This is a genomic window from Nostoc sp. DedQUE07 (assembly GCF_034530975.2).
In the GTDB taxonomy this organism is placed as follows: domain Bacteria; phylum Cyanobacteriota; class Cyanobacteriia; order Cyanobacteriales; family Nostocaceae; genus Nostoc.
Genome location: NZ_JAVRCC020000042.1, coordinates 29,469 through 53,273, shown reverse-complemented (window position 1 = coordinate 53,273; position 23,805 = coordinate 29,469). Strand labels below are relative to the sequence as shown.

Below are 23,805 nucleotides of genomic sequence, written 5' to 3'. Positions count from 1 at the left end.
GTCGCATGATTGTCTTAAGTCTTAATTATTAAAGCTGCCACGAAATGGTTCCTTGGACTGTAAAAGGCTGTCCATAACCAACACGACCGCCAAAATACGTATTTTCAAAATACTCTACGTCAAATAAGTTTTTGAAATTGAGTCCGACTCTAAATCTATCTCTGTTGTAGAAAATAGCTGCATCAGTCCGAACATAACTCGGTACTTCATAAGTATTTGGCAAATCTCCAGCGCGATCGCCCACAAAAAATAAACCTAAACCAAATCCTAACCCTTGTAAATCACCTTTTTGAATTTCGTAGGTTGTCCATACGTTGAAAGCATGGTCTGCGGTATTGGGCAAACGACTTCCAACTGGAATAGTAGCATCCTCGGTAATACGGGCATCAGTATAAGCATAGCCTGCAAGAATATTCCATCCTGGCAAAATTTCGCCCGTCAGACTCAGTTCAATCCCTCGGCTGTTCTGCTCACCTGTTTGGATTTGAAAATCTTGATTATTCGGGTCAGTTACTAAAACATTGGTACGGGTCAAATCATAGAAAGCAAGCGTTGCCGAAAGTCGGTCGTTTAAATCTGCCTTTACGCCAACCTCATACTGCCTACCCCGTTCTGGGTCAAAACCTGTCGCCAAACTAGCGCCAAAAAGATATGTGCCTCTTGCTGGAGTAAATGAACTGATATAGCTGGCATACAGCGAAATAGCTTTTATGGGTTGATAAACAATTCCAAACCGAGGATTTAAGGCGCTATCTGACTGGCTACTTTCTGTATTAGTAGGAAAATCTTCAGAGTATTGCTTAAAACCATCAAACCGCGCACCCAACAGCAGCTTCAAGTTTTCTGTTATGGCGATTTGATCTTGAAGATAAATTCCTAAAGAATCTGTTGTTGCTTTATTGCTAGTTTCAAAAGTAAACTCACCTCTTGGTTGACCGTAAATAGGGTTAAATATATCAATGGATGCAGCATCAGCAAACGCATATCTTGGTGTTGCGTTTATATAATGATTCAGATCGACTCCAAATAGAAGCTGATGCCGAATAGAACCTGTGGAAAACTTACCTACAACATTTGTTGTGAGAATATAATTCGTGAAATATTGGTCAAATATTGAGAAAGAACGGCTAATAGTTCGGTTGTCTGCATCTAAACTTCCAGGTCTCGTTTGTGCAGCATAGTAACTGTTAAAACCATACCGAAAAGCATTGTTCAAAGACCAATTGTCGCTAAATTTATGTTCTAGCTGATATCCAATCCTTGTAGTCGATCCGTTTATTTCATCGGTCGGTTCAGTAAGGTTGCGATTACGGGGGATTTTACCGTAAGGGTTCGGAAATATAGTGCCAACAGTCGGTACACCAAATTCTGTGCCAGAATTTCTAGTCTCAATGTAGTCTGCGCTTAAAGTCAGCTTAGTTCTTTCGCCAATCGCCACATCGATCGTAGGTGATATATTGAAGTTTTCACTACTGTAGAAATCGATAAAACTGCCTGAATTTCTATAAGCTGTATTGAGCCGATACAATACGCTTTTTGAGTCATTTAACGGCCCAGAAAGATCGATTGCACCTCTGTAGAAACTATAGCTGCCAACGGTTGCATCAACAGCGTAAAAAGGATCGCTTAAAGGAGGTTTAGTAACGATATTGATGCTTCCTCCCGGACTACCCAAGCCAAATAGTACGGATGCTGGCCCTCTGAGTACCTCGACTCGCTCAACATTGGCAAGTTCAACCGTATCTCCAACCCCAGGGTCGGGTAAACCATTCCTAAGCAAATTATTATCCGATAGAGCAAATCCGCGAAGTCTATAGTAAACACCTGGGCCACTGGTAAATTCTTGAGTTACACCCGCAACGTTTCTGAGTGCATCGTCTAGGCGAGTAACCTGTTGGTCGCGCAACACTTGTTGTGGTACTATCTGAATCGATTGAGGAATGTCACGCAAGGGTGTATCGGTTCTTGTCGCAGTTGAAGAATCAGGTACGCGATACCCATCTTGCTCCCCTGTCACCACCAATTCAATCGGCTCATCTGGTTGCGCTGCTGGTTCCTCTTGCGGTGTCTCATTTACTGGTTGCTGTGGTGTTACCGGTGGCTGCGTCGCCGTTGCAGCAGTTGTTGTCACTCCAAAAATCAGACCTTCATCACCATCAAACAACTCAGCTTGTGGTAGTCCTGCCTCACCTACCACCATCACCCGGACAGTATTCGCATCCTGGTTGATGACTGTAATCTCAGTCACTCCCGTAAGTGGTTTTTCTGAACGAAATACGAAAGCTTCACCACTGGGTAAACGCAGTTGGGCGTTGGGAATATCAGCAATAAAGTTATTCCCCTGACTACGATTTGTTATTTGTAGTTTTTCCCCAAGAGATGTCTCTAGAATTAGCTCTACACCTTTGTCTGTGGGATTTACCTTGACTCCTGTGATTGGTATGACTTGTTGATCCCCATTTCTTTGTTCTGAGTTAGGGGGGTTAGTTGGTGTTGGTGACTGTACCAGCATTTGAGCGCTAGTAGCGGGAAGTTCGATTTCGCTTAGTCGGCGAATATTTTTACTTGTTTTATCCGACTTTGTTTTAAGGAGTTGGGATTTGTTGCTACTGGGAGTTAGTACTGGAGATTTGCTGTTCGCAAATTTTTTATCTGTAACTGCAACCTTTTCATCTAATGCAGATTTCCCTACCTTGTGGGTAGAAGATTTGCTTTGAACATTCTCTCGTACTTCCTCACCTTTAGCTGGAGTGTTAATCACAACAACAACCGCACCTGTTAACAGCAGGCTTTGAAAAAATTTATCTAACTTCATTGATCCGCTTACACTCAATCACACTACTTGGCCGGACTCGGAGACACAATGACAATCTTTGAAAAGAATTGTCATTTAGGTTTAAGCTAGTTGAATCATATTATGAAGTGATGCTAGACACAAGATAATTAATAATCTTTTTTATTTAATCTGGATAGCAAGCAGCAATTATTCTTATAGCTAGTTGTTTGCTTGACGCGTCATCAGAGATTTAACTAGTAGCTAAAACTACTTCCTCGATAAGTATTTCCAAAATGCTTAGATAACCTTATTGTTTATTTATTTGCCCAAATAGAACGAAATCCTGTGTTATTTAGCCCTATGCAAAACTTAGACATCTATTTTGAGATGGGGTTTGGAAAAGTATATTGCTCGTCATCTATAAACAAGGTTACATAAAAAAAGCTGATATAGATGTAGCTTTTTGATAATTTTTATATATAAATTTTCTCTTGCTAAAGCAACTCATTCTCGTTAATCTAATCAAGGATAAATAAAAATTACTTGCAATAAAGAAAATATTTATCCAAAAAAATTCTATGGAATTTTTTTTGTACTTACGCAATATATTACTCAAACTCTGATTTCTCCGTGTCCTCTGCGGTAGCCTGCGCCTTCGCCTTTGGCGTTCAGAGGAGCAGCTTCTACGAGAACCTAGCGTGTGGTAGACAGAAGCTTTGCAAATGCGTCTACGTTATTCCGTAACTCGTGCGTAAGTCCTATCTTGAAAAAAATCTTTGATTGATGCTCTTACACCAAAACAAGTTGCACATCGTGCTGAGTATGTTGGAGTTTTTATGCAAATTCAAGCTAATGAATCAATTTTAAAAATCAAAAGTCCTAGTACAAAGCAATTTTCAGAGTTATTGAAACAATATCATCCTTTTATAATTAAAGATGTTGCTCAATATTGGGATGCTTGTAATAATTGGACAAATGATTATCTGATAAAAAAGTGCGGAAATAATCTGGTTCCAGTACGGTTTTTTAAGAAAGATTTTTGGCAAGACTATAAAAACTTTGCTTATGAAGATGGGTACGAAACTCCAAAAGAAATGAAATTGGAGGAGTATATAAATAACCATATAGAAGATAGGGTTAGTAAAAATAATAATATTCATAGTTTAGAATGTTATTTAAATCAGGCATATTTTGAAGAGCGCTTCCCTGAAATTATTGGAGATATAACTTATCCAGAATACTTCAACAGGAAGGCGTTTGTGATGTTATGGTTTGGTTTATCAAGTAAAAGTTTTTCCTCAAATAGTCCTCTTCACTTTGACTTATCACATAATCTTTTTGCCCAAATTAGAGGTAGAAAAAGAGTACTCTTATTTCCACCTTCAAATTATTTGTCATTCTATCCACCTCTTGAGGCTCGTTCTGGGGCAGCATATGATAGTAAGGTCAATCCGGATCTATTAAATTTGGAATTATTTCCGAAGTTTCCCTGGCAAGAAAAAATAGAATTTGTACTTCAACCGGGAGAAATACTTTACCTACCACCTTTTTGGTGGCATCGAATGACCGCAGTAGATGATAATATCTCATTATCATTTTGGTACGATGTTAAAATCCAAGACTTTTTCTGGCAAAAGAATATGTTGTCAGTTTTTTTAAAGACTGCACCTTATTATTTATATCATTCAATTTCTGTTGGAAATCTCACTTTCAAAGATTTTATGATTTTTTTAAGGCAATTTTTGATTGATGCTCTTGTGACCAAATAAGTTGCATATTACGTTGAGTTGAAATCAAAATAAATAAAAATTTTCATAGTGGTTTATAAGCATTGGTTTTGCCTGGAAAAATTGTTTGATTAGGAAATAATCAAAAATATTAAATTGGAGTCAATAGAATGACATCAACCAAGAAACTGCTTTCATAATTTATAGATGAATAAAAACCTAATAGTCATTCTAGATGGCAATATCTATAAATAGTGCAAAAATTTTAGTTAAATTCAGGAGATTGAAGTTTCTATGCAAATTCAAGCGAGTGAATCAGTTTTAAAATTCAAAAGCCCTAGTACAAAAGAATTTTCAGAAATATGTAAACAATATCAACCTTTTATCATTGAAGATGTTGCCCAACATTGGGGTGCTTGTCAGAATTGGTCTAATGATTATCTGATAAAACATTGTGGAAATAACATGGTGCCAGTCCGGTTTTATAAGAAAAATTTTTGGGACGATCATAAAAACTTTTCTTATGAAGATGGTTACGAGCCTAAAAAAGAAATGAAATTTCAGGAGTATATCAAGAACCATATAGATCGTAAAAACAATAACGAGCAAGATTTAGAATGTTATTTATCTGAAGCAGGTTTTGAAGAGCGTTTTCCTGAAATTTTTCAAGATGTAACTTATCCAGAATACTTTGACAGGAAAGCATTTGTGACATTGTGGTATGGCTTTTCAAGTAAAAACTTTTCTTCAACTACTACACTTCACTTTGACCCACTACATAATATTTTTGCTCAAATTCGAGGAAGAAAAAGAATACTTTTATTTCCGCCTTCAAATTATTTGTCATTTTATCCACCTCTTGAGGCTAGTTCTGGCGCAGCATATAATAGTAAGGTAAATCCAGTTCTCTTTAATTCGGAGTTATTTCCGAACTTTCCTTGGGAAGAAAGAATAGAAGTTATACTTCAACCGGGAGAAATACTCTACATTCCGCCTTTTTGGTGGCATCATCTTTCCGCAGTAGATGATAATATCTCATTATCATTTTGGTACGATCTTAAAATACAAGATTTTTTATGGCAAAAGAATATGGTGTCAGTTTTTTTCAACATTGCACCTCATTATTTATCTCATATAATCTCTGGTGGAAATCTGAATAATTTTATGGAATTTTTTAAAAGTATGTTTGTTTGATAAATTTTCTGGTAACAAAGTAAGTTGCACATCGCGCTGGGTTGAAAATAAAAATGAATAGTTTTTCTCATAGCTTCTTTGATATTGTTGGCAACTTTTCTACAGTTGTCGAACTACTACGCTTAAGAAGCTCTACGCAACCAGATAGAGATGCTTTTACCTTTTTGTTAGATGGGGAGACAGAACAAACCACGCTTACATATCAAGAATTAGATAGACGATCGCGGCAAATAGCTGCTCAATTACAAGCATTGGGTTTGACTGGGGAACGCGCTTTACTACTTTATCCCGCAGGACTAGATTTTTTAGTTGCTTTTTTTGGTTGCTTATATGCAGGAGTTGTGGCTATAACTGCATATCCCCCTCGAAATGAGCGCAATACACCAAGAATAAAAGCTATCTCTATAGATGCACAAGCAGCGATCGCTCTCACTACAACAGAAATCCTGCCTAATGTGCAGTCTTTAATGACACAAAAGACTGACTTAGAATCCTTACAGTGGCTAACTACTGATAATCTTGCAGAGGGAATAGAAGATAATTGGCAAGAACCCTCTATCGATCGAGATACTTTAGCTTTTCTGCAATACACCTCTGGTTCTACAGGGACACCCAAAGGTGTAATGATTAGTCATGGGAACCTACTGCACAATGCTCACACAACTTACCAATTTATGGAGCATTCTCCAGAAAGTAAGTTCGTGACGTGGTTGCCGATGTACCACGATATGGGCTTGATTGGAGGAATATTGCAACCTTTATATGGAGGTTTTCCTTGCATCATTATGCCTCCAACTTCCTTTCTTCAACGTCCTTACCGTTGGTTGCAAGCTATATCTCACTACAAAGGCACAACCAGTGGAGGCCCTAATTTTGCCTATGAGTTATGTACTCAAAAAATTACTCCTGAACAAAAAGAAACTCTTGACTTGAGTAGTTGGAGTGTGGCATTTAACGGCGCGGAACCGATTCGGTATGATACTTTAGAGCGGTTTGCAGCAGCTTTTGCCGATTGTGGCTTCCGTAAAGAGGCATTCTACCCTTGTTACGGGATGGCTGAAACAACTCTGATGGTTTCTGGGGTGCAGAAGGCGACATCACCGATAATCAAAACAGTCCAGAAGTCTGCATTAGAATCTAATCGGGTAGTTGAATTGGGGACTGGGGATTGGGGACTAGGGACTGGGGATGGGGAGCGGGGATTGGGGACTGGGGAACGGGAAGATTTGCATGAGGATTCAGACTCAGACTCGAACCATATATTAAAGCCGAGTGAAGTGGAGGCTTTAAAAGAATTTCCTTCCCAGTACCCAGTACCCAGTACCCAGAGTACTGAAGATGTCTATTATTTTGTCAGTTGTGGTCGAGTTATACCACAACTGGAAGTAGCGATCGCTAATCCAGAAACACTCAGTAGTTGTAAACCTGGTGAAATTGGGGAAATCTGGGTATCTGGGCCGAGTGTTGGTCAAGGTTATTGGAATCGCGATCGAGAGACAACAGAAACTTTTCATGCTTATCTATCTGACACCGGTGTAGGCCCTTTTCTGCGGACGGGAGATTTAGGTTTTTTAGAAAATAGCGAGCTTTTTATTACAGGTAGAGCCAAAGATTTAATTATTATTCGCGGTAGAAATCTTTACCCACAGGATATAGAATTAACCGCCCAACGCAGCCATTCATCTTTAAATTCTGGTGCTAGCGCCGCATTTACAGTCGAGGTTCACAATGAAGAACGGCTGGTAATCGTCCAAGAATTGAAGTTTCGCGCCAAGCCAAATTTAGAAGAAGTTATATCTGCAATTCGCCAAGCTGTAACTGAAGAACATGAAGTCCAAGTTTATGCTGTGGTTTTGATTAAACCCGGTAGTATTCCCAAGACTTCCAGTGGTAAAATTCAACGTCGTGCAACTCGCGCCCAGTTTCAGAATGGTGAACTGAATGTAGTTGTCAGTAACATTCTCAAAATTAGCAATATTCTCACAGAGGAAACTCGATTACAGCGTTCCGAACTTTTGGCGCTTTCCCCAAGGGAATGTCAAAAACTTCTAGAAACATATTTGATTGAACAGGAAGCGAGAGTACTGGCGATCGCACCAGATGATATCAATCCTCAAGAACCATTAAGTGTTCTGGGGCTTGATTCTTTAAAAGTGTTTGAGTTGAAAAACCGGATTGAGGTTGATTTAGAGGTAGAAGTATCCGTAGCAGACTTCTTTGAAGGGATGAATACGCTCGCGCTAGCTACAAAAATACTCGCTCAATTGACAACAGACGCAATACCCTCAATATCTCTTACTCAACAAGAGAAAAATACATCTATTAATCCTCTCTCTTTTGCCCAGCAGGGATTGTGGTTTATCAATCAGTTAAATCCTGATAGTCCTACATATAATATTCCTATAGTTATTAACTTCAAAGGTTGTATTGACAAAGCCAGCTTAGAAGATAGTCTTAACGAGATTATTAGACGACACGAAGTCTTACGTACAAGCTTTACAGTGTCAGATGGACAACCCATTCAAGTTATCAATCAAGCTGTACCTTTAACTTTAGCGGTTGAAGATTTGCGTTTACTATCAGAAAATCAGCGTACCCAAGAAGCCCAACGTTTGGCTATAGAACTCGCACAGCAGCCATTTGACTTATCTGCTCAATCGCTTTTGCGTACTAAAATTTTACAATTAAATGATAAAAGTTATCAATTGTTGATCGCTCTGCATCATATAATTGCAGATGGTTGGTCTATCGGTATTCTGATTAAAGAACTAACTGCACTATATGAAGCATTCTCAACAGGCAAACTTTCTCTGCATTCGCGCAGCGTGTTGCAGACACACGCTCTTGCTAGCTTGCTTCCCCAAAGGGGTACACCACTTCCCGAATTAGCTATTCAGTATAGAGATTTTGTCAATTGGCAACAAAAATGGCTTGATGGCGAACGTATTCAACCGTTATTGACTTATTGGAAACAAAAATTGCAGGGTGAGCTACCTGTACTGAATTTACCAACCGATCGGGCGCGATCGCCAGTTCAAACATTCAAAGGCGCTCAAGCAAAATTAGTTCTTTCCCAAACTCTGACAAAAGAGCTAAAGAATTTGAGCCGTCATGCAGGAGTAACTCTATTTATGACCTTGCTTACAGCCTTCAAAACCTTGCTGTATCGCTATACAGGTCAGACAGATATTTTAGTCGGTTCGCCAATCGCCAATCGCAACAGAGCAGAAGTTGAATTATTAATAGGACTTTTTGTCAATGTTTTAGTTCTGCGTACAGACCTTTCTGGCGACCTAAGTTTTCAGGAGTTATTAGCACGAGTGAAGTCTACAGCTTTAGAGGCTTATGTTCATCAAGACTTACCTTTTGAAAAGTTAGTAAAGGAGCTACAGCCAAATAGAGACTTGAGTTACAATCCACTATTTCAAGTCATGTTCGTTCTCCAAAATGTTCCAAAACCCAATATAAGCCTATCGGATGTATCAGTGACTTATGAGGAAGGTTACAACGGGACATCTAAGTTTGATTTGACATTGTTTATGGAGGATTCCGAGCAAGGGTTAATTGCGACTTGCGAGTACAATACAGATTTGTTTAATGTAGATACCGTTACTCGGATGCTGGGACACTTGCAGACTTTGCTAGAAAGCATAGTTAGCGATCCCCAACAACGCATTTCAGACTTGCAATTACTAACACCATCTGAAGTACAGCAATTATTAGTTGAGTGGAATGATACCAAGACAGATTACCCACAAGACAAGTGCATTCATCAACTATTTGAAGCACAGGTAGAGAAAACACCAGATGCTGTTGCAGTCGTCTTTGAAAATCAACAATTAACCTATCGGGAATTAAACAACCGGGCAAATCAACTGGCGCACTACTTGCGATCGCTAGGTGTCAAACCAGAGGTATTGGTGGGAATTTGTCTGGAGCGATCGCTGGAAATGGTGATTGGATTACTAGGGATTTTGAAAACAGGTGGTGCTTACTTACCTTTAGACCCCAGCTACCCCAAAGAACGTTTGGCATTTATGTTGGTAGATGCTCAAGTATCAGTGTTGTTAACACAACTGCATCTAGTTAATGAACTACTATCACATCAAGGAAAATTAGTATGTATAGATACTCAAAGTACAGAATTTGAAAATTATAGTTTCCAAAATATAGTTAGCGACGTGAAGCCAGAAAATTTAGCTTATGTAATTTATACTTCTGGTTCTACGGGTACACCTAAAGGAGTGATGAATACTCATCTGGGTTTGTGCAATCGCTTACTATGGATGCAAGATGCTTATCAAATAACATCATCTGACAGGATTTTGCAAAAGACTCCTTTTAGTTTTGATGTCTCGGTTTGGGAATTCTTCTGGCCATTGTTGACGGGTGCAAGTTTAATTTTAGCTAAACCAGGTGGTCATCAAGATGCGCGATATATAGCCAAAATTATATCAGAGAAAGAAATAACGACACTTCACTTTGTTCCCTCTATGTTGCAAGTTTTTCTAGAGGCACAAGAACATCAAAAGTGTAAAAGTATCAAGCGCGTTATTTGTAGCGGGGAAGCTTTATCTTTTGATTTACAACAGCGATTTTTCAATAGTTTTGATGGAAAATTGTATAACCTGTATGGCCCGACAGAAGCATCTATTGATGTGACAGCATGGTGCTGTGAATCTGTTACTGATGAAAAAATTGTTCCTATAGGTCGTCCAATAGCCAATACACAGATATATATTTTAAATAAACATTTACAACCTGTTCCTATTGGAGTATCGGGGGAACTATATCTAGCTGGAATTGGATTAGCACGAGGTTATTTAAATAGACCTGAGTTAACTGAAGAAAAGTTTATTGCCAATCCCTTTAATGATGTAGACTTAAGTAAAAGATTTAAAATAGCAAAATTTCCAATCCACAATTCAAATACACGCCTTTACAAAACAGGTGATTTAGCACGCTATCGCCCAGATGGAAATATAGAGTTTTTAGGCAGAATAGACCATCAAGTAAAAGTTCGCGGAAATCGCATTGAGTTAGGAGAAATAGAAGCTTTATTAGAGCAACATCCACAGGTACGAGAAACGGTAGTATTAGCTAGAAAGGATATAGCAAATGACTGCCGCCTAGTTGCCTATATAGTTAATTATGAAAACACTACGCATTCTGTAAATGAACTACGAGAATTTCTTAAAGAAAAACTGCCTGAATATATGCTTCCTTCTGCCTTTGTCGTGTTAGATGCTTTACCTTTAACTCCTAATGGTAAAGTAGACCGTCGTGCTTTACCTGTACCTGACAATCTGCGTCCAGAATTGACAGCAGCTTTTCAGTTACCTCAGTCTAAAATGGAACAGCAGATAGCAAAGCTTTGGCAAGAATTACTGCATCTCGATCGAGTGGGGATTCATGATAACTTTTTTGATTTAGGTGGGCATTCACTACTAATGCTTCAGGTTAATCATCAACTGTGTGCAATTTTGCAGCGAGATATATCAGTAGTGACGATGTTTCAAAATCCAACTATTTACTCCCTAGCGCAATGTTTAAGTCAACAGCAACAACTTTCTTTTACAGTCACACGCGATCGCGTAAATAAGCAAATTGAGGCTATCAAGCGCCAAAAGCAACATTTGAGTAAGCAAGGTAAAAATATTTATGGTTAACGCTACACATAATGATGCTTTAGAAGCCATAGCCATCATTGGGATGGCCGGGCGTTTTCCCGATGCGAAAAATATTGAAGAGTTTTGGCAAAATTTACAGTCTGGTGTAGAGTCAATTTCTCTCTTCACAAATGAAGAAGTAGTCTCTGATGGGATTGAACCTAATATATTAAGCGATCGCAATTATGTAAAAGCCAGTGCCATATTAAAAGATATCGATTTATTTGACGCGGCATTTTTTAGTTTTAATCCCAAAGAAGCAGAAATTACTGACCCCCAACACCGGATTTTTTTAGAGTGTGCTTTAGAAGCATTAGAAAATGCTGGCTATGATTCAAATAGATGTGACAGTCGCATTGGAGTTTACGCTGGTGCTAGCTTAAATAACTATTATTCATTAGATTTAAACCGCGATCGCCTGGGTTCAGCCCAATGCTACCAAACAGTAATTGGTAACGATAAAGATTTCCTTACAACTCGTGTTTCTTACAAATTAAATCTTACCGGCCCAAGTATTACAGTCCAAACAGCTTGCTCCACCTCATTAGTTGCAACCACACTTGCTTGTCAAAGTTTGTTGAATTATCAATGCGACATGGCTTTAGCCGGTGGGGTTTCTATCCACGTACCGCAAAAAACGGGTTATCTGTACGAACCCGGAGGCACATTATCGCCTGATGGTCACTGTCGTGCTTTTGATGCGAAAGCGCAGGGAACAACTATCGGTAATGGTGTAGGAATTGTTGTCCTGAAGCGATTGAGTGATGCTCTAGCAGATGGCGATCGCATCCATGCTGTAATTAAAGGTTCAGCTATTAATAATGATGGCTCTGGTAAAGTTGGCTACACAGCGCCTAGCGTCAATGGTCAAGCAGAAGTGATTGCTGAAGCGATGATGCTGGCGGGAGTTGAGCCTGAGACAATTAACTATATTGAAGCTCATGGGACTGGTACAGCTTTAGGCGATCCCATTGAAATTGCCGCACTCTCCCAAGTCTTTCGTAGCAGTACCACCAAAAAAGGCTTCTGTGCGATCGCTTCAGTGAAGACAAACATCGGTCATTTAGATGCAGCAGCTGGGATTGCCGGACTGATTAAAACAGTTTTAGCCCTGAAACATCAGCAGATACCACCCAGTTTAAATTTTGAGCAGCCAAATCCCCAGATTGATTTTGCCAATAGTCCCTTTTATGTAAATACAACCCTCACAGAATGGAAAGCGGGAAGTACCCCTCGGCGTGCTGGTGTGAGTTCTTTGGGTATTGGTGGGACTAATGCTCATGTCATTCTAGAAGAAGCACCAGTACTGGAACCGTCTAGCCCTTCTCGTCCCTGGCAGTTGTTAGTACTTTCTGCCAAAACTGACTCAGCTTTAGAAACTGCAACAAAAAATCTGGCTAATCACCTCCAGCAACATCCCGATGTGAACTTAGCGGATGTTGCCCATACCCTGCAAGTAGGACGTGGTGAATTTAATCATCGTCGCGTACTGGTGTGCCAAGATATCGAGGATGCAGCCAGCGCCTTACGAGATCCGCAAAGAGTTTTGACTCGCTTAGTTGAAAATAGCGATCGCCCCATCGCTTTCATGTTCCCCGGACAGGGCGCTCAGTATGTAGACATGGGTAAAGAACTTTACCAGACTGAGCCAGTTTTTCAAGAACAAGTCGATTTTTGCTGTCAATTGCTGCAACCACATTTGGGGTTGGATTTGCGTTCAGTTATTTATCCCAAGGAGTCGGAATCAAAAGCCGCAGCCGAAAAACTGCAACAAACTGACATCACTCAACCAGCATTGTTTGTCATAGAATACGCTTTGGCTCAATTGTGGATATCGTGGGGGATTTCTCCCCAAGCGATGATTGGTCATAGCATTGGGGAATATGTCGCTGCCTGTTTAGCTGGTGTAATGTCTGTTGAAGATGCCTTAAGACTGGTAGCTGCTCGTGGGCGATTGATGCAACAACTTCCATTTGGTGCGATGCTCTCTGTACCCCTACCAGAAGCGGAAGTTAGAGGTTTACTGAATGAAAATTTATCCTTAGCTGCTAGTAATGCACCAGCTTTGTGTGTGGTATCGGGAACTGATGATGCTATAAATGCATTGCAAAACCAGCTTCAAGGGATAGAATGTCGGCGTTTGCATACCTCCCACGCTTTTCATTCTCCGATGATGGAAACCATCTTGGAGCCATTCGAGAAGGAAGTCAGTAAAGTTAGACTAAATCCCCCGAAAATTCCCTTTATTTCCAATGTTACGGGCACTTGGATTACGGCAGAGCAAGCCACAGATCCAAATTATTGGGCGAGACATTTACGCTCCTGTGTTCGCTTCTCGGAAGGAATCTCTGCATTACTACAAGAGCCAAATCGCATCCTGCTGGAGGTTGGGCCTGGGCATACTTTATCTACCTTTGCCAAAAAGCATTCAGAACCGATCGCATTATCTTCATTACGACATCCCCAGGAAAAACACTCAGATGTAGCGTTCTTAATGAACACATTAGGTAAGCTCTGGCTATCTGGAGTAAATGTGGATTGGTCGGGATTTTATATTCATGAGCGCCGTCATCGTCTTCCCTTACCGACGTATCCCTTCGAGCGCCAGCGTTACTGGATTCATGACCAAAAATCAGCAGTTGTCAATACAAGTTTACAGACGCCGATCGCCTCTGTAACGGGTAAAAAGTCAGATATTGCTGACTGGTTTTACGTCCCATCATGGAAACGCTCTCCACTACCCGAAAAACCCAAGAGTGAAAAATCGGTTTTGGCTTGCACTCTGGTGTTTACCGATGAGTGCGGATTGGGTGAAGAATTAGTAAACCGATTGAAACTGCAAGGTCGAGATGCGATCGCACTCAGCATCGGATTGAAGTTGAGAAAACTAAGCGATCGCCACTACAGCTTAAATCCCCAACAACCAGATGACTATGATGCTTTGCTCAAAGAACTTCTAGCAGAAAACAAATTCCCACACACAATTGTGCATTTATGGAATGTCACTCCTGTTAACAATACAGAATCAGCAGTTGACACAAAAGATTTAGGATTTTATAGTTTGCTATTTCTCGCTCAGGCACTTGGGAAACATCATTTTAGCGAACAACTGCAAATAGCCGTCATCTCCAACAACATCCAGGAAGTGACTGGAGATGAAATTCTTTGTCCTGAAAAGGCAACTATTCTTGGGCCTGTGAAGGTGATACCAAAAGAGTATTTAAATATCAGTTGTCGCAGCATTGATATTACTACTCCCTCAAATCAATCTTGGCACCAAGAGAAACTGATAGAACAATTGCTGAGTGAACTACAAACACAATCTTCTGACTCAGTTATCGCCTACCGAGGAAATCATCGTTGGGTACAACAATTTGAACCTGTTTCCTTAGAGCCAGCATCTGCAAAAATACCAAAACTAAAAGAAAAAGGCGTATATTTAATCACTGGGGGATTGGGAGGCATTGGACTGGTGCTAGCGGAGCATCTGGCGAAGACTGTAAAGGCAAAATTGCTGCTCACAGGACGTTCATCATTTCCGGCAAAAGACGAATGGTCAGAGTGGCTGAACGCTCACGGTGAGCAAGATAGTATTAGTTGCAAGATTCAAAAACTCCAAGAACTCGAACAGTTGGGTGCAGAAATTTTGGTGGTGAGTGCTGATGTCACCGATCGCGAACAAATGCTTGAGGCGATCGCAAAGGCGCAGGAGCATTTTGGTAAGTTCAATGGTGTAATTCACGCCGCTGGGATTCCGGGAGGTGGAATCATTCAGCTAAAAACGGCAGAAATGACAGCAAAGGTTCTCGCTCCTAAAGTGAAGGGAACGCTAGTTATTAATAGTATTTTTCAGGATACTCCGCTAGATTTCTTGGTTTTGTGTTCCTCAATGACTGCCATTCAAGGAGAATTAGGACAGGTAGATTATGCCAGTGCTAATGCTTTTCTGGATGCTTTTGCTCACTATAAGAGTAATCGAGATGGCATATTTACTACATCTATTAACTGGTCTGCTTGGCAGGAAGTTGGGATGGCAGCCACAGCCGCAAATATATCAACCCCATCCCAGATCGTCAAACCTCAATTTCAAGCAGTGAACCATCCATTATTTGAGCAATGCATAGTGGAGAGTTCAGAGCAAGAAATATATATCTCGAAATTTAGCGTCATCAAACACTGGGTTTTGAATGAACACATAGTCATGGGAAAAGCCACACTTCCAGGAACAGCTTACCTGGAAATGGCTAGAGCTGCTTTTGAAAAGCATAGGGAAAATCGCCCAATAGAAATCAGTGAAGTGTATTTTCTTACGCCCTTAGTAGTAGAAGGTGATGAAGAAAAAGAAGTTCGGACACTGTTGAAAAAACAGGGAGATAAATTTGAATTCTCGATCATCAGCCAATCAAGCTCTGAGGGAGATAAATGGTTAGAACATGCTAAAGGAGAAATAGCCTTTAGAGAAACAGAATTACCTAATCAATATGACATCGAAACAATTATCGCCAGATGTAACAAGCAGGAAATTACCAATGCAGAAAGGGATAGTAAACTTCAAGGAGGATATATAAAATTTGGCTCTAGATGGAACAACTTCAAACAGGCAAAATTCGGTACAAATGAAGGTTTAGCTATCCTAGAAATACCTAGCCAATTTGCCAATGATATTAATTTATATAAATTACATCCGGCTTTACTAGATAATGCCGTTGGTTTTCTGAGCATCAAACAAAAAAGCGCTTACTTACCATTTTCTTATAAAAAATTGAAGTTTAGAGAATCTTTACCTGAAAAAGTATACAGTCACATTAGATCCACTAAAAATGAAAAATCTCGGAATGATACTCTGAAATTTGATATCACTATTATGGATGAGCAAGGGAGAGAATTGGTTGAGATAGAAGAGTATACTTTGAGAAAAGTAGATGTCATCCCCAAAAAATCTCCTATTTCCGAAAGCCAAAACTTTTGTTTAAAAATTTCTTCTCCTGGCACTTTAGATACTTTGACATTTCAATCAATATCGCGCCAGCAACCAGGTCGAGGAGAGATAGAAATTGAGGTGGCTGCAACTGGTCTTAACTTTAAAGAAGTACTTCTGGCTCTAGGAATGCTTCCTATCCCAACTGATGCCGATCTCAAGTTCGGTTTAGAGTGTGCTGGAAAAATAGTTGCATTAGGAGAAGGCGTTGAGGGGTTTGAAATTGGAGATGAAGTGATTGCCTTTGGCGATGGTTGCTTTAGCCGATTCCTCACGACTTCTGCTTTGTCAGTTGCACTCAAACCTAAACATTTGAGTTTAGAAGCAGCAGCAACAATTCCCGTAGCCTTTACTACAGCTTACTATTCCCTAATACAATTAGGTAGGTTGAGTAAAGGCGATCGCGTTCTCATTCATGCTGCGGCTGGTGGAGTCGGCATGGCGGCAGTTCAAATTGCTCAGTGGATAGGAGCAGAAATCTTTGCCACGGCAGGTAATCCAGAGAAGCGAGCTTTTCTGCATTCAATTGGGATTGAGCATGTCTTTGATTCTAGGTCTGTTGCTTTTGCTGACGAAGTGATGCAACGCACGCATGGCAAGGGTGTAGATGTAGTTTTGAATTCCCTTGCCGGAGAATTCTTGACCAAAAGTCTAGACGTATTAGCACCTTACGGACGCTTTCTAGAAATTGGTAAGCGGGATATTCTCAATAACAGCCAACTAGGTCTAAAAGTCTTTGCAAAATGCTTATCGTTCTTTGCTATTAACGTAGACCGACAACTTCCCAACTTTAGCGACCTGTGGCGCGAAGTAGTACAACATTTCCACCAGAGAAATTTTCAACCCTTGCCTTATCAGGTCTTTGCTATTGATTCCGTGGCTCGTGCTTTTGAAGAGATGGCAAGAGCGAAGCATATTGGTAAGATTGTTGTATCTTTGGAAAATCCAGACTCCTTATCTATTGGGGAAAACAAAGACACTAAAGTATCCGTAGCTTTCAGTCCTAGAGAGCCGAAAAAATCTCTCACACCTGCCCAAACGTATCAAAAACAGCTGCTTGAGCAAGGGTTATCATCTACTGAGGGGATAGAAGCGTTCAACCGGATTCTGGAGAATACTCTTTCTCAAGTTCTAGTATCAACCCATGATTTTCGACTTCAAATCAAGCCGGATCTCGTGAGCTACTCACCCAATCCAGAAGCTACAAACAAAGATAACCTCTCAAAACCAACGTATTCAAGACCAGAACTGAGTACTACTTATATTGCTCCCAGAAACGAAATCGAGCAAAAAATCTCTTCGATCTGGCAAGAACTCCTGGGTAGCGAACAAGTAGGTATCCACGATAACTTCTTTGAGCTAGGTGGCGATTCACTTCTCATGGTACAGGTACGCAGTAAATTGCAGGCTGCTTTAAACTGTGATATCTCCACAGCTGACTTATTTGAATATCCCACCATCAATGTCTTGGCAGGATATCTCAGCCAGACACAAAATGAACAACCAGCCTTCGAGCAAGCCCAAGAGCGTGCCAAGAGGCAAGAAGCAGCAATTGAAGAAGAAATGGATCTGATGAAGCTCAGGAGGAGGGTGTATGAGTAATCGATTGAAAGGAATAGCCGTAATTGGCATGGCAGGTCGGTTTCCCGGAGCCAAAAATGTGGCTCAGTTTTGGCAGAATTTGTGCAACGGTGTAGAGTCTATTTCATCCTTCAGCGATGAAGAATTAATCGCACAAGGCGTAGATCCAACTTGTTTGCAAGACCCTAACTATGTAAAAGCTGGGTTTGTGCTAGAAGACATCGAGATGTTTGACGCTTCATTCTTTGGCTACTCTCCTAGAGAAGCTGAGATTCTCGACCCACAACAGCGAATTTTTTTAGAGTGTGCGTGGGAAGCTTTAGAAAATGCTGGTTACGATCCAAAAACAGACAATAACCTGATTGGTGTATATGCTGGGGGCAATCTAAGTACTTACCTGCTGAATAATCTCGCCTCACACCCTGACTTGCTCAAATCACTGAATATGCAAATTGCCCTTGGCAATGATAAGGATTCTATATCTACACGAACTTCTTACAAGTTAAATTTAAAAGGGCCGAGTATTAGTGTTGGTACAGCTTGTTCCACCTCCTTAGTAGCTGTTCATCTAGCGTGCCGAGGGTTGCAAAGTTACCAGTGCGATATGGCACTGGCTGGTGGTATCGCGATCCAAACTCCCCAAGTAGAAGGTTATTTCTATCAAACTGGCGGGATGGCTTCTGCTGATGCTCACACTCGTGCCTTTGATGCTAAAGCTACTGGTGGCCCTTTTGGCAGAGGCGTGGGTATTGCGATCTTAAAGAGATTAGAGGATGCCGTAGCGGATGGCGACTATATTTATGGGGTAATTAAAGGTTCAGCTATTAATAATGATGGTGCAGTGAAAGTAAGCTATACAGCACCGAGCGTTGCAGGTCAAGCAGAAGCGATCGCCCAAGCCCAAGCGATCGCAGGATTTGATCCTGATACTATTACCTACATTGAAACTCATGGCACTGGTACAGCCTTGGGCGATCCGATTGAAATTCGAGCGCTAGAAAAAGTATTTCGTGCCCAGACCAGTAAGAAGGGTTTTTGTGCGATCGGTTCGGTGAAACCTAATGTCAGCCATTTGAATACCGCTGCTGGGGTAACGGGTTTAATTAAAACTGTTTTAGCTCTAAAGCATCAACAAATACCACCCAGCTTGTACTTTGAAGAACCCAATCCCGAAATAGACTTTGCCAACAGCCCTTTTTACGTTAATACCCAACTATCTGCATGGCAAACAAACGGAACACCACGCCGCGCTGGGGTCAGTTCTTTTGGTCTTGGGGGGACTAATGCTCATGTTGTTTTAGAAGAAGCCCCGGAAGTGGAGCAGAGGGGCAGGGGAGCAGGGGAGCAGGGGAGAAATTATCAATTGCTGGTAGTTTCTGCTAAAACTAGCTCTGCTTTAGAGACGGCGACTACAAATTTGGTTAATCACCTGGAACAGCACCCAGAACTTAACCTTGCGGATGTAGCTTATACATTGCAAGTTGGGCGGCATGGTTTGAGTCATCGGCGGACAGTTGTTTGTCAAGATACTCAAGATGCGATCGCAGCTTTCCAAAATCCCAAACGAGTCTTAACTAGCACTCAGGATATGAATGAGCGCCCAGTAGTCTTGATGTTTACTGGTTTGGGAACTCATTATCTCAACATGGGTTCTGAATTATACCAATTTGAACCAACTTTCCGCGAACACCTCGATCGCTGTTGCTCGTTGTTTGAACCCCTTTTAGGTCTTAATCTCAAAGAAGTTATTTATCCTACTTCCCATTCAACAACCGAAACAACCAAAGAAAAACTGGGTATAGATTTACGCCAAATGCTTGGTCGCGCTCCTCAATCACTAGATCCCGCCGCCCAAAAACTAAATCAGACATACCTCACGCAGCCAGCATTGTTTGCCATTGAGTATGCTTTAGCTCAATTATGGATATCCTGGGGCATTCGTCCAGTAGCAATGATTGGTTACAGCATCGGTGAATATACCGCAGCAACAATAGCCGGAGTATTGTCTCTAGAAGATGCGATTACTCTTGTTGCCAAAAGAGCGCAAATGATTCAAGAGTTGCCAGGGGGAGCAATGCTGGCGGTTCCTTTGACAGAGGAAGAAGTGCAACCTTTCTTGAATAGAAACCTTTCCTTATCAGCAGTCAATGGCTCATTTCAGTGTGTACTTGCCGGCACTACACAGGCTGTAGAAGAACTGGCACGTGAGTTGAATGGTAAGGGATTAGCCTGTCGGCAATTGCAGACTTCCCATGCCTTTCATTCTTACATGATGGAGGCGATCGCTGACTCTTTCACCGAACTAGTGCAAACTATCAGCCTCAAACCACCGCAAATTCCTTATATATCTAACGTTACCGGAACTTGGATTACAGCAGAGCAAGCCACAAATCCCAGCTACTGGACACAGCATCTATGCCAACCCGTGCGCTTTGCTGATGGAGTAAATCAGTTATGGACAAAACACAGTCCAATTTTATTAGAGGTGGGGCCAGGACAAGCATTAAGCAGTTTAGCAATGCAATGCTTAGATAATGTTCCTGGCGATCGCAAAGTAATATTATCCTCGCTGCGCTATGCTTATGAGCGACAATCTGACGTTGTGTTTATCCTCAACACATTAGGACAACTGTGGCTTGAGGGAATCAAGATAGATTGGTCGGGATTTCATACCCATGAGCGCCGACATCGCCTTCCCTTACCAACATATCCCTTTGAGCGACAAAGATATTGGATTGAACCACAAAAATTGTTACCTGTACAAATAAATTTCCAGCCCAAGTTAACAGCATCAGAGCTTTGGAAATCTTTAGTAGAAGCTGGTCAACTCCAAGCTAATACAGGAGCTTTGGAATTTGACGAGCAAATTGCTCAAGAAAAAAGAGAGTGTTTAGATCGTTTATGTATTGCTTATATTAATCTTACAACAGCACATTTAGGAGCTTTTAGCAATCCCACTAAAAAGTATTTTTTAGAAGAGTTATTTGACCAATGTCAGATTATTCCTTCCTATAAAGAATTGTTCAGTCGATGGCTAGAAATATTGGTAGAGCAAGGTCAGTTACATGAAGAACAAGGACTGTTTACTAACTTTTTACCAATATCAATAGACTTTGTTAATCAGCTTTTGGTAGAAGTCAGAACCAAATGGACAGACACACCGCAACAAATAGATTTGCTGCTACTGTATGGCGAAAATATGGTAGCTCTGCTGACTGGTAAAAAAGAACCATTAGAGTTCCATGTTTCCACCTTATTAAAGTCAGGAGAATTTTCAGTCCAACAATTGCCTGAAAATAAGTACTACAACTCAATCATGCGGGTATGCTTAGAACAAGTGTCAAAAGCACTACCTCCTCAAGTGAATCTCAGAATTTTAGAACTTGGCGCTGGAACTGGTACTGGCACGGCAGAGTTATTACCTATATTGCCATCAGACAAAACTAATTATACCTTCACCGATGTGGGAGGTTTCTTCCTGAATGCAGCTAAGAAGAAATTTAGCGATTATCCATTTATTGAATACCAATTGCTAGACCTTGAGCGATCGCCACAAGAACAAGGATACTCAAGCCACAGCTTTGATGTAATTGTAGCTTTCCAAGTGTTGCACGTCGCTCGAAATATTGGAGAAACTCTCGATCGCATTCGCTCTTTACTCGCTCCTGGAGGTTTGCTTCTTTTTTGGGAAACAACTCAACCACGCTTGGAATTTGAGTTCATTGACGCGCTGCTGATGAATCCGATAGAGGATTTAGAAAGCGATCGTAACATGTGCAATCCCTTTTTATCCAAAGAGCAGTGGCAACAAGAACTCAAATCTCATGGTTTTGTGCAGGTGACAGCCTTTTCAGAATTCGCACCTTTTACAGACCACATAATTGTCGCTCAGGCTACTACACAAACAACGCCCAAAGCACCAGCAGCATTTACAGCATTACTTCATGAACAGCAAGAAGTTTCATTTGGTAAAAAGTCCAATATTGCTGACTGGTTCTACATCCCTTCATGGAAACGTTCGCTACCACCACAATCAAAAGGTCAGGTGAAACAAGCAGAACGCTGGTTAATATTTGTTGATGAGTATGGATTAGGCGCTCAAATCGTGCAGCGACTCCAACTTGAAGGTCATGATGTAATTACCGTCAGAATTGGAAAACAATTTGAGACTACGAGTGAATCTTCAAGAAAGCATCTGGGTAAACGTGCATATACAATAGCACCGCAACAACAAGATGATTACAATACTCTACTCAAAGAACTTCGTGCCCAAGACTTAATACCACAAAGAATTATTCATCTGTGGAGTGTAACCCAGTCAGAATTTGCAGATTCTAACACAACAGAAGGATTCCAAAGTTTGTTATTGTTGACACAAGCGCTAGAAAAACAGAACTATATTAATGAGTTACAGCTTGTAGTTATCTCCAACAATATGCAAGCTGTAACTGGAGTTGAAAATCTTTGTCCAGAAAAAGCAACCCTCCTTGCACTTGTTAAGGTCATCCCACAAGAATATTCAAATATTAAATGTCGTAGCATTGATGTTATTATTCCCTCACCAGGAAGTTGGCAAGAAGAAAAATTTGTAGAACAACTACTGACGGAACTTCAAACCAATTCCTCTGACTCAGTTATTGCTTACCGTGGTTTGGAACGTTGGGTGCAAACCTTTGAGTCTGTTCAATTAGATGCAAACGTCTCGGATACACTCAGGTTAAGAGAAAAAGGAGTCTACTTAATTACAGGTGGACTGAAAGATATAGGACTTGTAATAGCTGAACATTTAGCAAAGACAGTACAGGCAAAACTGCTGCTTTTAGAAGCTGAGGATTTTCCCAACCGACCGGATTGGTCAGAGTGGCTGACAGCTCACGATGAGCAAGATAACATCAGCTGCAAGATACGGAAAGTACAAGAACTGGAGAATCTGGGCGCAGAAGTCTTAATCGAAAGCGCTGATGTGGTAAATTTAGTACAAAATAAGTTTAGTCAAATAAATGGGGTATTCCACACAACTAAAATACCCGCAGATAAGTTATTTAGCCCCATCGTAGAGATAGACCCAAGAGAATGTCAACAGCAACTTCAGCAAGAAATACAAAGACTCTTAGTATTAGAAGAAGTTTTGCAGTCCCAAAAGCTTGATTTTTGTCTATTAATGTCTTCTTTAACCTCAGTTTTAGGAGGATTAGGCTCTGTTACCTACTCAGCACCCAGTCTGTTTATGGATGCTTTTGCTTACCAGCACAATCAGAGAAATCCTATTCCTTGGATGAGTATTAACTGGGATGCATGGCGATTTGCAGTAGACAATTCACAAATACCTGCTAATACAACTTTGGCTGAATTCGCCATCGAACCTTTAGAAGGTATTAATGCCCTTGAACGGATTATTTTATGGAGTCAATATCATCAAATAGTTGTTTCAACTGGGAATTTACAATCTAGAATTGACCAATGGATTAGATTAAAACCTTTACAACAAAAAAATACTGCCCAAACAGTTAATTTATCTTCTCGTCACTCTAGACCAAACTTAAAAAATGCATACATTGCTCCTAGTAATGATGTAGAGCAAAAACTAGTTGAAGTTTTTCAAGAGTTACTGGGTATAGAGCCAGTAGGTATTCATGACAGCTTTTTTGCTTTAGGGGGAGACTCTCTGACGGGAACTGTACTTATTTCTCAGCTTCGCAAAACTTTTCAAATAGAACTACCTGTTCGTTCTCTTTTTGAAGCTCCCACTATTGATGAATTAGCTTTGGTGATTGAAGAAATTCTCATAGAAGAGTTAGAACAATTATCTAGAAACGAAACAAGTGTAACTGGAGAGATTAACAAAACTCTTAATGTGCAATTGTCAAACTAGATCGAAAA

General features: G+C 40.6%; 6 protein-coding genes. 5 read left to right on the top strand and 1 reads right to left on the bottom strand.

Going from position 1 to position 23,805, the window contains the following annotated elements; translation table 11 throughout:
- Positions 1-28: 28 nt before the first annotated feature.
- Entirely contained in the window at positions 29-2,815 is a 2,787-nt protein-coding gene (locus RMZ95_RS25485) for a TonB-dependent receptor (protein ID WP_322682761.1), read from the bottom strand.
- Between the two features lie 737 nt (positions 2,816-3,552).
- On the opposite strand from RMZ95_RS25485, the gene RMZ95_RS25480 reads away from it, so the two are divergent.
- The 5 genes from RMZ95_RS25480 (at position 3,553) to RMZ95_RS25460 (ending at position 23,797) form a co-directional block, all read left to right on the top strand.
- Positions 3,553-4,545 (top strand): cupin-like domain-containing protein, encoded by a 993-nt coding sequence (locus RMZ95_RS25480; protein WP_322682762.1) that lies wholly within the window; start codon positions 3,553-3,555, stop codon positions 4,543-4,545.
- Between the two features lie 252 nt (positions 4,546-4,797).
- The gene (locus RMZ95_RS25475) at positions 4,798-5,697 is read left to right on the top strand and encodes a cupin-like domain-containing protein (RefSeq protein WP_322682763.1); all 900 of its coding nucleotides are present in this window, start codon (positions 4,798-4,800) and stop codon (positions 5,695-5,697) included.
- 53 nt (positions 5,698-5,750) lie between these two features.
- Complete coding sequence (locus RMZ95_RS25470; protein WP_322682764.1) at positions 5,751-11,366, top strand: non-ribosomal peptide synthetase; 5,616 nt, start codon at positions 5,751-5,753, stop codon at positions 11,364-11,366.
- Entirely contained in the window at positions 11,359-17,946 is a 6,588-nt protein-coding gene (locus RMZ95_RS25465) for an SDR family NAD(P)-dependent oxidoreductase (RefSeq protein ID WP_322682765.1), read from the top strand. Before RMZ95_RS25470 ends, RMZ95_RS25465 begins: the two co-directional genes overlap by 8 nt.
- The gene (locus tag RMZ95_RS25460; protein ID WP_322682766.1) at positions 17,939-23,797 is read left to right on the top strand and encodes a polyketide synthase; all 5,859 of its coding nucleotides are present in this window, start codon (positions 17,939-17,941) and stop codon (positions 23,795-23,797) included. The genes RMZ95_RS25465 and RMZ95_RS25460 overlap by 8 nt, the downstream gene beginning before the upstream one ends.
- Positions 23,798-23,805 lie beyond the last annotated feature (8 nt).

Coding starts and splice junctions, on each gene's coding strand:
- RMZ95_RS25485 (WP_322682761.1), bottom strand. CDS start 2,815: ATGAAGTTAGATAAATTTTTTCAAAGCCTGCTGTTAACAGGTGCGGTT.
- RMZ95_RS25460 (WP_322682766.1), top strand. CDS start 17,939: ATGAGTAATCGATTGAAAGGAATAGCCGTAATTGGCATGGCAGGTCGG.
- RMZ95_RS25475 (WP_322682763.1), top strand. CDS start 4,798: ATGCAAATTCAAGCGAGTGAATCAGTTTTAAAATTCAAAAGCCCTAGT.
- RMZ95_RS25465 (WP_322682765.1), top strand. CDS start 11,359: ATGGTTAACGCTACACATAATGATGCTTTAGAAGCCATAGCCATCATT.
- RMZ95_RS25470 (WP_322682764.1), top strand. CDS start 5,751: ATGAATAGTTTTTCTCATAGCTTCTTTGATATTGTTGGCAACTTTTCT.